Here is a 15,129-nt window from a genome sequence, read left to right on the forward strand (position 1 = left end):
AAGTGGCTGTGGTCATACAATCACGAGCGGCCAAACACGGCCATTGGCGGCGTACCGCCGAAACAGAAGTTGCCCATCGCGGCATGACCTCTACTTCTGAACTCCGTTAAAAGCGGGGGGGCTACCGCGACAACGGAAATCGTGCTGCTTCTTTCGAGTTCATACCGCACACCTTCCAGAATCACCGGATGGTCGTCCGCGAGGATGACGCGGATCGAGGATGAGGTCATGATAGTTTTCCATAAAGATGGCCATTGGAACTATTCGGACTCCGCTGCGCATACGTGATCCGATTCCATGCCGACTACCCTTCGTCACGGGCTGCATGCGCATGAACGGGCCGAGCGAAATAGGTCGTGACATTACAGACCGAAATTCGGGCCGGATACATTGCGCTCCATGTCTCATTGGACGATGACATCATGAGAAATTTAGACATAGTCATCGGCTCCGATAATAGGCATAGTCCTATAAATGTCGAATAAATTAGAAAAATCAGACTAGGACTAATACATATATATGTGAAATAGATAATTTCTTTCGATGCTGGGCGTAGACCGCTTTGAGTTCAGGTAGGAAAAATCGGCCTGTATTGCGGCTTTCGCCCGCAGCAGGATGTGGGCATTAGCGAACAGCTGTTTAAAGAAAATATCTCTGGTCGCGCCGCATCGGCATAATTTGATCTATATCAAATAACATCGCAACCGAACGTGATAGCCGATGACATTCAATTTCATGCGGACGGCCGAAAGCCGATCAAGAAGTTTGACCGGTCTCAAAGGGGAACTCGAGGAGCGGATTCGTCCGGTTGCGTTCCGTGCGCGGGGCAAGGTCCGAACGAATACGTAGGAGAAGAAGAGCGTCGGCGTTCGACGCTCTTTCACAGAGGGAAGACTAGTTGCTGCCGCGTCCGTTGAATTCCTTGCGCACCGCGACGTGAGTGGTCACCGACTGGACGCCGGGCACACCCTTCGCGATGTTCGTCGCGAGATCGACCTGCTCGGCGGTGGTGACGCTGCCCGTCAGCGTCACCGCGCCGTTGTTCGCGCGCACGGTGACGTTGCTGGCGCGCAGCCCCTGGCTTTTCGCGGCCCTGAACGCGCGGCGTACGTCTCGAACGAGTTGCCGGTTAGCGGCCTTGATATCGCCGGTGCTCGGCGACGCGCCCTCCGCCGCCTGCGCCGTCACGTTCGATGCGGCCTGTGGTTGCGCATAGGCATTCAGGCAACCAAGCACGAGCGCTGTCGCGCCGGCCAGCTTGAGCAATTTCTGTACGTTCATTTGTTCTCCTGTCGTTTATGGCCGGATGACATCAGTGATGCTTCCGGCGGTTAATCGGCGATGCGCTCGTCGAATACGGTCAGCGCGGCGAGACTCACGAAGCTGCACGCCGCCATATACCAGACCGGCGCGTAGGCGCTGCCCGTCGCGCCGATCAGCCACGTCACGACGAACGGCGCGAAGCCGCCGAACAGCGTCACGCCGACGCTATAGATAATGCCGAGCGAACGCCCACGCATTTCGCGCGGAAAGCCTTCGAGCAGCAACAGAAAACCAGCCGGATTCGCGACCACCCACAGGCCGATCAGCAGCGCGACCGCGGCGAGAATCGGCAGCAGCGCCGACGCATGCAACATCAGCGTGAAGGCCGGATAAAGCACTAGCACGTTCGCGATACCCGCTGCAAACAGAATCGGTTTGCGCGACTTCAGCCTGTCGGTCAGTTTGCCGCAGAACGGCGACGCGATGGTCAGAATGAGTCCGGCGAGGCCGCTCGGCAGAAACGCCGCCGCACCCGACACGTGCGCAAAGCGTGTCAACCACGACGGCAGATAAAACACGAGGATGTACATCCATGACGTGCTGCCGACCATCAGCAGCGTGCCGAGCACGATCCGGCGCACGTCGTAGCGTGCCGGCGCGGTCGCGCGCTCGCTCGCATGCGGCACCGCATGCAGCGTCTCATGAAGATGACTGCGGATATACAGCCCGACCGGACCGATCAGCAGACCCAGCAGGAACGGTACGCGCCAGCCCCAACTTTCGAGCGCGGCCGGACTCAGCGCATGAGTCAGCAGCATCCCGCACAGCGCGCCAGCGAGCGCCGACGCGCCCTGGCTCGCAAGCTGCCAGCTGACCAGGTAACCGCGCGTGCCAGGCGCCGCCGACTCCATCAGAAACGTCGTCGACGCGCCCACTTCACCGCCCGCCGAAAATCCCTGAATCAGTCGGCCGACGACGATCAGCAAAGGCGCAACGACGCCAATTCGCGCGTAGGTCGGCGCGAGGCCGATGATCACCGTGCCGAGCGCCATCATCAGAATGGTCAGCGTCATCGCAGCCTTGCGACCGCGCCGGTCCGCGTACGCGCCGATGACGATCCCGCCGATCGGCCGCACCACGAAACCCGCGCCGAAGGTCGCGAACGACAGCAGTAGCGGCCCATGCGAACCGCTCACCGGGAAGAACAGCTTGCCGATCAGCGCCGCGAAAAAGCTGTAGACGGTGAAGTCGAAAAATTCGAGCGCGTTGCCGAGCGACGTCGCGAGAATGACTCGCCGATGCGACGACGCATGCGAAGCCGGCGACGCGTCATTCGACGCAACCACATCGCGTGGCGCCGCTATGGGTGGGCAAGTGGTCTTCATGCGTATGACTCTTCAGAAGCAAAGGAAAGCGCGTGCGACGCGGCAGGCGACTGACAGGCCGGCATGCAAGCGCCGCCCCGCCTTGTCGTGCGTTAACTTAACCGCGCCTTAACTGCACCACGAGCGCACCACGAGCGCGCCTCGACTCAGAGCAGGTGATAGATACCCACCGAAGCCGTCACCGGCGTGGTGCCCAGTTCAGGCGACGCCGTGCCCGTCTGCAGCGGCAGCGGATTGCTGTTCAGGATTACGCTGGAAATCCCGTAGTTGCGGATGAAACCCGCGCGCGCATACAGCGACGTGCGCTTCGACAGCGAGTAGTCGTAGCCGAGCATCACGCCAAGCGCCGAATCCTTGGCCGGATCGCCGGTGGAGTCGCGCACACCCGACGTGTCGCGATAGACCACCGACGCGCGCACCGCATTGCGTCCCCACGGCACCGTCGCGCCGAGCACATAAGAACGCGCGATGCCGTTGCCCGCGAGTTTCGGCGCGACCTGCGCGAACGCGGCCGACAGCACGTAGCTGCCGACGTCGTAAATCGCCGACACGCCGTAGATGTCGTTGCGCACCGTCTGCAAGCCCTCGGCCGTCTCGACCTGCGAGCTCCACACGCGGTTATACGCACCCGACAGATACCACGTACCGTTCGTCCACGATGCGACCACACCCTGATTCGACGCATTCGGCGCGACGCCGGCCTGATTGTTGAACGCGTACATGAAGGTCGCGCCGAAGCCCATCACGCGCGGCGTGGTCCACGTCGCCGCGTTGCTCTCGCGCACCAGCACCTGGCTCGAACCGGGCCCGAGGTCCGCGTTATAGCCGACGCCCTTCGGGGTCTGCACCGCACCGCCGGCGAGCCACGTGACGACCGAGTTCGTCGTCACTTCGCCGAACGGGTCGATGAATTCGGGCAGGTTCGCGGTCGGCTGCAGACCGAAGCGCAGCACGCCCCACGTCGCCGAATTGAGGCCGACCCATGCGGCACGATCGAACAGCGTGTTGCTGGTGGCCAGCGATCCGTTGTTCGCCATGAAGCCGTTCTCGAGATTGAATTCCGCCTTCAGGCCGCCGCCAAGGTCTTCGCGCCCGAAGAGGCCGAACTGCGACGTATGCACGCCACCGCTCTGCATCTGCCATTTCGATTTACCGCTGACGCTCTGGAAATTCAGGCCCATGTCGACGGCGCCGTAGAGCTGGATGCCGTTCTGCTGAACCGAGCTTTCCAGCGTCGGCCACGCGGACAGCCATTGCTGCAGATACGAGTCGGCCCACGCCGAGTGGGACATCAACGCCACAGCCGCGGCGCAAACGGTCTTTTTATATTTCATGTGAATCCCCGATATGGACGTAGTCTGTCAGCCGATCCGGCAGCACGCCGGGTCGGCGAAACGCAAATTGGCAAAGTTCAGGCGCTCAGGTATTGCTCGACGAGCGTGGCCCAGTAGGAGACGCCGATCGGCAGCGCCTGGTCGTTGAAGTCGTAACCGGGGTTGTGGATCATGCAACTGCCGTGACCCTCGTGACCGTTGCCGAGCGCGACGTAGCAGCCCGGCACTTTCTCGAGCATCCACGAGAAGTCCTCGCCGCCCATCATGCCCGGCGGCAGCGGCAGGATGTTCTGCGCACCGACCACCGCGGCGACCGCTTCGCGCGCGCGCTCGGTCTCTTTCGGCGTGTTCATCAGCACGCGCGTTACTCGCTGATAATCGATCTCCGCGCTCACGCCGAAGCTCCTGGCCTGACTCTCGACGATCTCGCGCAGGCGCGTCTCGATCAGTTGCTGCACGTCGGTGCTGAGCGTGCGCACGGTCAGCAGAATCGTTGCCGTATTCGGCACGACGTTGTGCGCGGTGCCGGCCTGGATCGCGCCGACAGTGAGCACCGCGGCATCGGCCGGCGGCACGTTGCGCGCGATGATCGTCTGCAGCGCCATCACGATGCTGGCAGCCGCAACCACCGGATCGCGGCTCAGATGCGGCATCGCGGCGTGCATGCCCTTGCCGGTCAGCGTGACGGTCACCAGATCCGCCGATGCCGCCATCGCGCCCTGCTGCACGATGAACATGCCAACCGGCACGCCCGGCGCGTTATGCAGCGCGTACACCGCATCGCACGGAAAGCGCTCGAACAGGCCCTCGTTCATCATGCGCACAGCGCCGCCCTGACCTTCTTCGGCCGGCTGGAAAATCAGGTTCAGCGTGCCGTCGAAACGGCGCGTCTCCGCGAAATAACGCGCGGCGGCCAACAGGATTGCCGTGTGGCCATCGTGGCCGCATGCGTGCATCTTGCCGTGCACCTTGCTCGCGTACGGCAAACCCGTGTCCTCGATGATCGGCAGCGCGTCCATGTCGGCGCGAATGCCGATCGAACGCGTGCCGTTGCCCAGCTTCAGACGACCGACCACGCCCGTGCCGCCGACGCCCTCGGTCACCTCATAGCCCCAGGCCTTCAGTCTTTCGGCGGCGAGCCGGCTCGTTTCGACTTCCTCGAATCCCAGTTCCGGATGAGCATGAATGCGGCGGCGCAACTCGACGAACTCAGCCGCCTGCTCGCGAATCGCGGGATGAATATTGATGTTCTGGGACAACGCCGTCTCCTCTGACAGACTCTCTTTTTAGATACGCGCGATCGGGCTCGGCGCGAATTGAGAGCCAGTCTACGAGAGCGGCGGCGAATAAAAACATGATAAAGTTTTATCTCAATAACCGTTAGTTATAGTATTTACCCTAGGGTAATAAGGTCATGGCGATCAAGCTTCATCAACTTCGCGCGCTGGTGGCCGTGGCGGATCATGGCACGATTGTCGGCGCTTCGCGTGCCTTATTTGTCAGTCAGCCGGCCGTCACCAAAGCGATTCGCGAGCTGGAAACCGATATCGGCATGTCGCTGTTCGGTCGCAGCGTGAATGGCGTCGCGCTCACGCATGCGGGCGAATCGCTGCTACGGCATGCCCGGCTGATTGTCGGCGAACTGGGACGCGCCGAACAGCAGATGGCGATGGAGCGCGGTGCGCAGGAAGGTCGCGTGACGATCGGTGTCACGCCGCTCGCGGCGCTCACGCTGCTGCCGGATGCGTATGCGCGGTTTCGTCAGGATATGCCGCATATCACGGTGGAATTTCTCGAGTTTCACGCGACGAAACTGCATGATCAGTTGCGCCATGGCACGATCGATTTCGCGCTCGCGGCGGCCGCGGAATCGTCCGCCGATTCGTTGATCGAATGTTCCGAACTCCTGACTTATCCGTTGGCGTTCGCGGTCCGCGCGAACGGCGCGCTCGCCAACGCGACTTCGCTCTCGGACCTGTGCGACGCCGAATGGGTGCACCCCGACACGACCGACGAATATCCGCAATTCGTCGCCGATCTGTTCAGCCGCCAGGGCCTGCCGGCACCGCGACGAATCACGCGCTGCACGTCGCAATCGTTGATGTACAGCCTCGCGCTCACCATCGACGCGGTGATGGCCTGGGCCTCGCACACGCTCGAGCTGGTCAACTCGACGGGGCATATGAAGAAGCTGGATTTCATCGAAACCTCGCGCGCCGCGCGGCTGCATCTGATGCAGCGCGAGGGCGCCATTCACACACGGCCGGCCGACTATTTCATTCGCTGCATTCGCAATGCCGCGATGATGTGAAACAAGCAGCGCGCCGCGCTATTTCCTGAACACCGTCCTCACGTGTACGCGGCCTTGTCTACAGCCGGCGCACACGCCGAACAGCACCAGTTGTCGTCCCGTTACGTCAAACTCGAACTGGCCGGCAACGGCACGTTGGCGTGCTTCGATTTCCTCGTCGAACTTGCTGGAAGCCGAATCGTGCGAATGTCCTCACGAATCCGGTACTCGATGAACTGGGAGAGACAGTTCGATCAGGACGCATTCTCGCCGATGCCGAGATCGAAGCAATCCATCGCACGCGCGCCAGCGCTCCAGCCACGCGCGTGCAGATACGCTGATCGACCGCTCAGATGACGACTCAAATCACAATCGTGCCCGTGGCAAGACCGGTCAGCGCGGCAATCGCTCCGCAAGCCGCTACCGCGAAGATCAACCACTCGACCTTCGAAAACACGCGCTGGCCGCGTTCCCGTTTGGCCAACACATAGAGCACGGTGCCGGGCGTATAGAGCAACGCCGACAACATCAGAAATTTGAGGCCGCCCGCGAATAGCAAAAACGCGGTGTAAAGCGTCGCGAACATCGCGACGAAATACTCCTTGCGCAGCGCGCCGCTCAAACCGCCACCACTCTGCGCGCTGTCGTGACGCGCGGCCTTGATGCCGTACGCGGCCACGAGGAAATAAGGAATCAGCGCCATCGAGCTGGTGAGATTGAGCATCAACGCAAACGCGTCGGTCGACCAGTACGTGCTGATCACGAACAGCTGCACGACGGTACTGGTCAGCCAGATCGCGGCGACCGGCAATTTGCGCTCGTTCTGTTGCGAGAAGATGCGCGGCATCGTCTCGAGGCGCGCGGCGGCAAACAGCACTTCCGCGCAGATCAGCGACCACGCGAGATAAGCACCGAGAATCGACACGATCAGGCCCGCGCTGATGAACACCACGCCGAACGGACCGAGCAGCGCGCCGAGCACGGCCGCCATCGACGGTTGCCGCATCACCGCGATGTCGGCGCGCGGCAACGTCGCGTAAGGCAACAGCGTGACCAGCACCAGCAAACATAGCACGGCCACGAAGCCGGTGATCGTCGCGACGCCGACGTCCGAGCGCTTCTTCGCATAGCGCGAGTACACGCTCGCGCCTTCGATGCCGACGAACACGAACACGGTGACGAGCATCGTCGAGCGCACCTGAGAAAACAGGCTCGCGCCGAGCGCTTCGCCGCCTTCCCACAGATTCGCGCGGAACATGTCGATGCGAAACAGCACGAACATCATGACGATGAACAGCACGATTGGAATCACTTTCGCGACCGTGACGATCGTGTTGATCATCGTCGCCTGCTGTACGCCGCGCAGCATCACCAGATGAAAGAGCCAGATACCGACCGACGACACGATGATCGCGATCGCCGTATTGCCGTTGCCGAATGCCGGAACGAACGCGCCGAGCGTCGACTTGATCAGCACCCAGTAGGACACGTTGCCGAAGCATCCGGCCATCCAGTAGCCGAACGCGGATAGAAAGCCCGCATAGTCGCCGAAGCCCGCTCGCGCATAGGCGAATACGCCGGCGTCGAGCTCAGGGCGCCGCTGCGCGAGCGCCTGAAAAACGCGGGCCAACGCATACATGCCGATGCCCGCCACGCACCACGCAATGACCGCGCCGAACGGTCCGGTTACACGCGCGAAATTGCGCGGCAGCGAAAAAATCCCCGCACCCACCATTGAACCGACGACCATCGCGGTCAATGCGGGCAACGACAGTTTTGTCTCGAGCTGGGTTGTCATCGTCCACCATTCAGAGAAGCTGGGTTCTTCCAGAAAGGAACCTACGCGGAGCCGAGCCGCCATGCCGATGCAGCGCCTCGCGCACGAGTCCTTCCGATCGATGCCGCCGGCCTCACGCATGTCGAACTTCGTCATCGTTCGCGCAAGGTCACGGTCGGCCATCTGCATGTTTTATTTCTTCCGAAGCCAGAACACGCGCACCACCTTCACATCGTTCAGCGCGCATTCGATGCACAACTCCTATTTCGATCCAGTAGTCTGTAGTTGGGCGTGTTCTCGTTGTGTCCTTGTCGTATCGTTGAATGGTCTTTGAACGGTCTTCGGGTGGACATTGAGCGGTCCCTGTGAAGATACCGCGCGGCACAGCGTGCCGTCTGCACAAAAGCACATCCAGCGAGGCGTTGTCCGATGCCACCCTGACGGCCATCATAAATTATCTTCCCACCCATCGCATCAAAATGGCCTCGATAAACCCTGTATAAATTCCTCACTCATACACCGACACGCACGTTATTCATTACCCGAATCGCATCCGGATTTGACAAGCGCCTCAAACCTTCTATCCTCAACAACGGGCTAAATCCCCACGCTTCAGAGTAAGACCCGTTGCATGCACCGAGCAGAGTGTTAAAGTGGCCCCTGCGTGCAACGTACATGCAGCTTTGCCGCCGGTGAAAACGGTGACTTCGCAATGATTGCTTCATCCGCAAGTCAGCAACACCGCGGTATTGATATCGTGCAGAAATGCAGAGGGTGAGTCCTACTTCATTTCACAACACTGCTTGCTACTACTCGGACCATCGCGCAGAATAAAGCCATTCGAAAGTATTACGAAAGACTTGGGCGATGTGTCAGGCAGTTTCGAAGATGAGTCAACAGGCAGGGGGTACGATCACAAAAACACATGTTCAGGCAGCTAGGCAAAGTAATTAGTCGTATTAACTGGTGGAGTTAAAATGATGGCACGTACTACTCTTGGAATCGCCTCTGCATTGGTCGTGTTCAGCGTTCTCGCTTCCGGCTCGGCATTTGCGCAGCAACCGCCGGCCCAACCGGATGCCGCTCCTGCGCCGGCTGCGGGAGGAAATACCACGCATAGCGACCCGATCGTTCAGAAGCGGATGGAAGTGCGCCAGGCAAATCAGAAGCAACGCGCAGCCAATTCGCAGGCTCGATCGAAAATGAGAGCCCAGAAACGCGAGGCCAGCAACACGCGCAACCAGTCCGTCCAGGAATCGCGTCAGCGCGCTACGGCCACGATGTCGGCGTCGGCGCCGCAGTAACGGCGCATTGTGGGGCTGACTTGCCGATGATACGTCGCCGGCATCATGTCTCCCCGAGGACCCGCTCAGATAGAAAAACGCTGTCACCACGAGATTGTGGTGACAGCGTTTTTATTTGCGGCTTCTGCTATTTTTCGCGGCCGGGCCGACCTTACCTGGCCGCTCACAGCTTACTGCGAAGCGGGTGCCGGCGCGCTTGCAGTGGCAGGCACCGTTCCCGATGCCGGTTGTGCGTTCGCCGCGGCAGGAGGATTCGCCATCCAGCCTCCGCCCATTGCCCTGAACAGCGCGAACTGGGCCTGCAATTTGCCGACCTCCTCTCTCACCTGCGACGACTGGCTTTCCAGCAACGCGACGCGGACCTGATCGATATCGAGCCTCCCCGTGTCGCCCATTTCGTAGCGCCGCTGCACCTGGCTCAACTGCGTGGTGCGTCGCGTGACTTCTTCGTTACGCGCCTTGAACAGTTCGTCCTGCCGGTTCAGGCGCGCCAATGCGCGTTCAACGTCATAGAACGCGCCGAGCGCGGCCTTTTCATACGCGAAGTTCGCCTGCTGCGCCTGCGCATCCGACGACTCCACCTGCGAGCGCCGCGCGCCGAAGTCGATCAACGGCATCGCCATCGCCGCACCGAACAGCCAGAACGTGCTCGGCCCGAGGCTCTGGCCGGCGATCTCCCAGCCATTGCGCGCGAGCAACCCGCTCAACGAAACGGTCGGCCAGTAGTTGAGCCGCGCGACGTCCGTTTGCCTGACCGCCGCATTCAGACGCGCCTGCGCCGCGATCAGGTCCGGGCGCCGCATCAGCAGATCGACGGGCTGGCCCGGTTCGATGCTGGGCAATGCGGTCATCAACGTGTCGCTCTCGTCGAGCATCCCCGCGAATTCCGCCGGCTGCACGCCGCACAGATTCTGCAGATTGAGCCGCGCCTGCGCGATACCGTTTTCCACTTCCTGCAAACGCGCGTCGACTTGCGCGCGACCGGCACGCGCCGCTTCGATGTCGGTGCTGAGCACGAGTCCGGCGGTGAAACTCTTCTGCGCGATCTCGACGAAGTCGTCGGCGATTGCGCGGCTTTGCAGCAGAATCGTGCGCTGACGCAGCAGCCCGCGATACGTCACGTAGAGATCGGCGACACCCGACACCACGCTCAGCCGCACCGCTTCGGCATCGCCCACCGCGGCGCGCGTCTGCTCGCGTGCCGCGGAGAGTCTGGCACGGCCGCGGCCGAACAGATCGATCTCCCATTGCGCCTGCAAGCCGACGCGCCAGAACTGCGCATCGGTATTGTTGATGCCGAGCAGCTCTTCGAATTCGAGCTGGGTCTCGCCGCCGTGGTATTTCGCGCCACTTACGCTGGCGCCAACCGAAGGCAGCAGTTGCGAGCGGGCCGCGCGAATGCCGGCCTGCACCTGATCGACCCGCGCATAAGCCGTGGCGATGTCGAAGTTGCGCGAAAGAGCCAGCTCGATGAGTTTGTTCAGCGCCGGATCGTTGTACTGGGTCCACCATGTCGCCAGATCCTGCGCGGACATCGGTGTCGCCGCGGAGCCTTGGGTCTCCGAATATTGCGGCGGAAACTCGGCGGGCTTCTCGAGTTGCAGCGAACCCGTACAGCCTGCTTCGAGCAGCAAGGCCGCAATGGCGAAAAGGTAGGCGCGCGCGCGGATCATTTTGCCTCCGGGGGCTGAGCCGGTTCCCATTCCGTCTGCTTGATCGCGAGCAGCATCGCATACAGTGCCGGCACCGCGACCATCGTGAGCACCGTGGCAAAAGCAAGGCCGCACATGATGGTAATCGCCATATCCTTGAAGAAAGGATCCCACAATAGGGGCGCCATACCGAGCGCCGTCGTGCCGGCGGACAACATCACAGGACGCAGACGACTCATCGAGCCGTGCGTGACCGCCTGCATTCGCGGCACGCCGGCGGCGATCTGATCGTCGATTTCCTGCACCAGCACCACACCGTTCTTGATCAGCATGCCGATCAGACTCAGCAGACCGAGCAGTGCCATGAAGCCGAACGCGCCGCGGAACAACAGCAAGCCGATCGTCACGCCGCAGATCGACATCGGCACCACCAGCAGCACAACGAGTGCGGGCTTGAGCCGCCCGAACATCATCAGCACCAGCAGCGCCATGCCGATGAAGCCGAGCGGCAGTTGCCGGAACAGGCTTGCCTGCGCGCGGGTCGACGATTCGTGTTCGCCGCCCCATTCGAAGCTGTATCCGGAAGGCAGCTTGATCGCCTCGATACCGCCGCGTACGCGATTGAATGCATCGACGCTGTTCTGCCCATAAATCGGCTCGCCGGACACCGTAATCGTGCGAATGCGGTTTTGTCGAGAGATCTGACCTTCTTCGGTGCCGACCGAGAAACCATCGACCACATCCCCGAGCGGCACATAACGGCGCAGTCCGGTACTGAACACCTGCAGATCCTGTAGCCCTGCAATGCCTCGCGTGTAATCGGGCGAGCGCAATACGATCGGCAGTAACTGATCGCCTTCGCGATAGATGCCGGCGCGCAGACCTTCGGTCCCGTACGCCATCGTGTCGGTGACCTGCCGGCGCGTGACGCCGAGCGAACGCGCGCGCGACTCGTCGAATTGCGGCCGCACGATACTGATCGGGTTTTCCCAGTCGTCTCGGATCGCGATCACACGTCCATCGCCCCTGAGTACATCCTGTGCCTGCTGCGACAGATGGCGCAGCACGGCCGGATCGGGACCGGAGAAGCGCGCCTGGATCGCGGCGCCACTGCTGGGGCCGAAGTTCGGTCGGGTGACCGACCATTGCTGCTCGGGGAAGCGCTTCTTCAGATCCGCATCGATGTCCGGAATCATGTTGTCGATCAGCCCGGCATCCTTGGCGCTGACGATGAACTGCGCATACGACGGATCGCGCGTCTCCGGATCGTAGACGAGGAAGAAGCGCGTCGCGCCCGAGCCGACATAGGTTTGCACGCTGGTGACATCGGCATGCTGGAGCAGCACCTTCTCTACTTCGCGGCTCTTTTCGGCGACTGCGCGAATATCCGCGCCGCGCGGCAAGCGCATGTCGACATAGAAGATCGGCGTGGTCGACGCGGGGAAGAAGCTCTGCTCGACGAAGCGGAATCCCCAACCCGCGAGCACGGTCAGCACGACGAGCCCCGCAATGACGATGAAGCGTCGGCCGGTGACCCACGACAACAGTTCGCCATAGCGCTTGTACAGCTTCGACTTGAACGGGTCTTCGTCGATGATGTCGGCGGGCTTGAACAGATAGGTGCCGAACAACGGCGTGAGGCCAATCGCGATCACCCAGCTGAACAGCAGCGAAATCGCCGCGACCGCGAATAGCGACGCGCAGAATTCGCCGACCGCATCGGGCGACAGGCCGATACCCGAGAACGCCAGAATCCCGACCACGGTCGAGGCGAGCAGCACCCACTGGCTCTGCTTGAGGATTTCGGTCGCTGCCTGCAGATGCGACATGCCTCGCTGCACTTTCACGAGCATGCCTTCGACCACCACGATGCTGTTGTCGGTCAACATCCCCATCACGATGATCAACGCGCCGAGCGAGATACGTTGTAGCTCGATCCCCGCCGCGTACATCACCAGCAGCGTGCCGAGAATCGACAGGAACAGTTCGACGCCGAGCACGACGCCCGCACGCCAGCCGAGCCCGATGCCCAGCGCCACGCCGACGATCGACACCGATAGCAGCACGTCGAAAATGAAGCCGCGCACACTCTCGTCGACCACTCGTGGCTGGTCGTATAGCGAATGCAGCTTGATGCCGATCGGACGATCGCGCTCCAGTTGCGCAAGCTTGGCGTTGATGTCCGCGCCGACTTTCACCACATTGACCCGGGGTCGTGCGCTGATGCCGATCGTGATGGCGGGCTGGCCGTTGTAGTGAATCACCTGGTTGGGAATCGTCGCGTAGCCGTGACTCACTCGCGCGATGTCGCCGAGCAGCAGAGGCCCCGGCGTATTGCCGACCGGCAGCGAACGGATCGCCTGCAGCGAATCGAGCGAGCCGGTCGGCGCGATTCGCAACGACAGATCGCCGACCCGTTCGCGGCCCGCGGGGCGCACTTCATTCTGCAGGAACAGGGTTTGAGTGAGATCGTCGGTCGAGAGGTTGTTGGCGATCAGTTTGGACTGGTCGACGTCGACCGAAATCTGTTCCTGCTGGTTGCCCGAGATTACGATGTCGGAAACGTCGTCGAGCGTCAGCAGTTGTCTGCGCAGTTCGCGCGCGTACTCATAGAGCTGCGCCTGCGAATAGCCTTCGCCGGTGATTGCGTAGAACATCCCGTACACGTCGCCGAAGCGATCGAGCACCACCGTGGGCCCCGCACCGGGCGGCAGACGCACCTGTGCATCCGAAACCGACTTGCGCAGTTCGTCCCAGACCTGCGGCAGTTGCACCGACGTGTACTGGTCACGAATCTCCACGCGGATTTCCGAGTAGCCCGGCGCCGAGCGCGAGGTCAGTTTGTCGACCTGCGGCATCTGTTGAATCGCACTTTCGAGCCGGTCCGTCACTTCCTGCTCGACCTCGTGCGCGCTCGCGCCCGGATAGAGCGTCACGACGACCGCAGTCTTGATCGTGAACTTCGGGTCTTCGAGCCGGCCGATGTTGTAGTACGCGAATATGCCGCCCAACAGCGAGATGAGCGTCAGGACCCACGCGATCAGCGGCTTTTCGATGAGGGGACGAGCGAGGTTCATTGAGGTGCATCCATCGGACGGACTGCCATTCCCTCTTTCATGAATTGCGAGCCGCCTGCCACCACGCGCTCGCCCTCTGCCACCGCCCCCCCGACGACCGCATCGTCGTTACGGATTTCTCGCACGCTGACCGGCACCGCATGCACGCGACCCGACGCGGCATCGTAGCGCCACAGACTGCGCTGACCGTCGGCACCGATCGATATCGCCGCCATTGGAATGGCGAAGTAGCCGTTATCCTGCTGCGCGACCTGGCGGGCCGTGTCGGAGATCTGCACTCGCACCGCCATGCCGGGGAACAGCATCGCGCTTTGCTGCCCCTGAACGGAGAAGACGAGCTGGTAGCCTCCGGAGGTGGGCGAGGTTTGCGTGGTCCGTTCGCGGAACACCAGCGGGAAGCGGTTATCCGGCCGCTCGGGCAGCCAGGCTTCGGCGCGCAAGGTCTTGTCGACGAGCAGACGCTCGGCAACGCTCTGCGGAAGATCGACGCCGATATCGACGCGCGCGACGTTTTCGAAATTGAACGCGGGCGCGCCCGCCTGCACCATCTGCTGGATTTCGATGTTGCGGCGCGCGACCCGGCCGTCGAACGGCGCAACGAGTTGCGTGTTGCGCAGATCGCGGCTGGCCAGATCGCGTGCTGCGCGAGCGGCGTCCGTGGACGCCGACAACTGATCATAAGCAGCCTGGGACAGGATGCCGTCTTTGCGCAGCACGGCCTGGCGCTTCAGGTTATCGGCCAGTTGCTGGTACTGCGCATTCGCGCGCTGCAGTTGCAGCTTGTAGGGTTCATCATCGATGCGTGCGATCAACTGGCCGCGTTTCACCGTTGCGCCTTCGAGCACCGCGATCTGCACGACGCGCCCCGATACTTCGAACGCCAGCGGCGAGATACTGGTCTGCTCGACCCGCCCGGTAAAGATACGGATCGCGGAAGCGTCGGCCGGTTCGATCCTGGCCAGTTGCACGGCCGGCCGCGTATCGCCGGCCTCCGTTTCGGCCCGGCGTTGACATGCCGATAGTGACAGCCCAAGCACACAACAGATC

The 15,129-nt window shown here is 61.9% G+C and carries 10 protein-coding genes; 1 reads left to right on the top strand and 9 read right to left on the bottom strand.

Annotated features, from left to right (window positions below):
* Positions 1-20: 20 nt before the first annotated feature.
* The 5 genes from HHL14_RS32960 to HHL14_RS31815 all read right to left on the bottom strand — a co-directional run bounded on the left by HHL14_RS32960 (position 21) and on the right by HHL14_RS31815 (position 5,241).
* Positions 21-230, bottom strand: a complete 210-nt coding sequence (locus HHL14_RS32960) for a response regulator (protein ID WP_206002610.1) — start codon at positions 228-230, stop codon at positions 21-23.
* A 664-nt stretch (positions 231-894) separates the two neighbouring features.
* Positions 895-1,281: a BON domain-containing protein gene (locus tag HHL14_RS31800; protein WP_169501570.1), complete on the bottom strand. Its 387-nt coding sequence runs from the start codon at positions 1,279-1,281 to the stop codon at positions 895-897.
* 50 nt (positions 1,282-1,331) lie between these two features.
* Positions 1,332-2,648, bottom strand: coding sequence for an MFS transporter (locus HHL14_RS31805; protein ID WP_169501571.1), 1,317 nt, complete (start codon positions 2,646-2,648; stop codon positions 1,332-1,334).
* Positions 2,649-2,794: 146 nt separating this feature from the next.
* On the bottom strand, positions 2,795-3,982 hold the full coding sequence (locus tag HHL14_RS31810; protein WP_169501572.1) for a porin: 1,188 nt from the start codon (positions 3,980-3,982) through the stop codon (positions 2,795-2,797).
* A gap of 77 nt (positions 3,983-4,059) precedes the next feature.
* On the bottom strand, positions 4,060-5,241 hold the full coding sequence (locus HHL14_RS31815) for a M20 aminoacylase family protein (protein ID WP_206002611.1): 1,182 nt from the start codon (positions 5,239-5,241) through the stop codon (positions 4,060-4,062).
* 155 nt (positions 5,242-5,396) lie between these two features.
* On the opposite strand from HHL14_RS31815, the gene HHL14_RS31820 reads away from it, so the two are divergent.
* Complete coding sequence (locus HHL14_RS31820) at positions 5,397-6,293, top strand: LysR substrate-binding domain-containing protein (RefSeq protein WP_169501573.1); 897 nt, start codon at positions 5,397-5,399, stop codon at positions 6,291-6,293.
* 340 nt (positions 6,294-6,633) lie between these two features.
* Here the strand turns inward: HHL14_RS31820 and HHL14_RS31825 are convergent, their stop codons facing one another.
* The 4 genes from HHL14_RS31825 to HHL14_RS31840 form a co-directional block, all read right to left on the bottom strand.
* On the bottom strand, positions 6,634-8,070 hold the full coding sequence (locus tag HHL14_RS31825) for a basic amino acid/polyamine antiporter (protein ID WP_169501574.1): 1,437 nt from the start codon (positions 8,068-8,070) through the stop codon (positions 6,634-6,636).
* 1,453 nt (positions 8,071-9,523) lie between these two features.
* Positions 9,524-11,026, bottom strand: a complete 1,503-nt coding sequence (locus tag HHL14_RS31830; RefSeq protein WP_169501575.1) for an efflux transporter outer membrane subunit — start codon at positions 11,024-11,026, stop codon at positions 9,524-9,526.
* Complete coding sequence (locus HHL14_RS31835; RefSeq protein WP_169501576.1) at positions 11,023-14,082, bottom strand: efflux RND transporter permease subunit; 3,060 nt, start codon at positions 14,080-14,082, stop codon at positions 11,023-11,025. The genes HHL14_RS31830 and HHL14_RS31835 overlap by 4 nt, the downstream gene beginning before the upstream one ends.
* Positions 14,079-15,050: an efflux RND transporter periplasmic adaptor subunit gene (locus HHL14_RS31840; RefSeq protein WP_169501577.1), complete on the bottom strand. Its 972-nt coding sequence runs from the start codon at positions 15,048-15,050 to the stop codon at positions 14,079-14,081. The genes HHL14_RS31835 and HHL14_RS31840 overlap by 4 nt, the downstream gene beginning before the upstream one ends.
* Positions 15,051-15,129: the final 79 nt, after the last annotated feature.

This window comes from Paraburkholderia antibiotica, assembly GCF_012927125.1.
Lineage (GTDB): Bacteria > Pseudomonadota > Gammaproteobacteria > Burkholderiales > Burkholderiaceae > Paraburkholderia > Paraburkholderia antibiotica.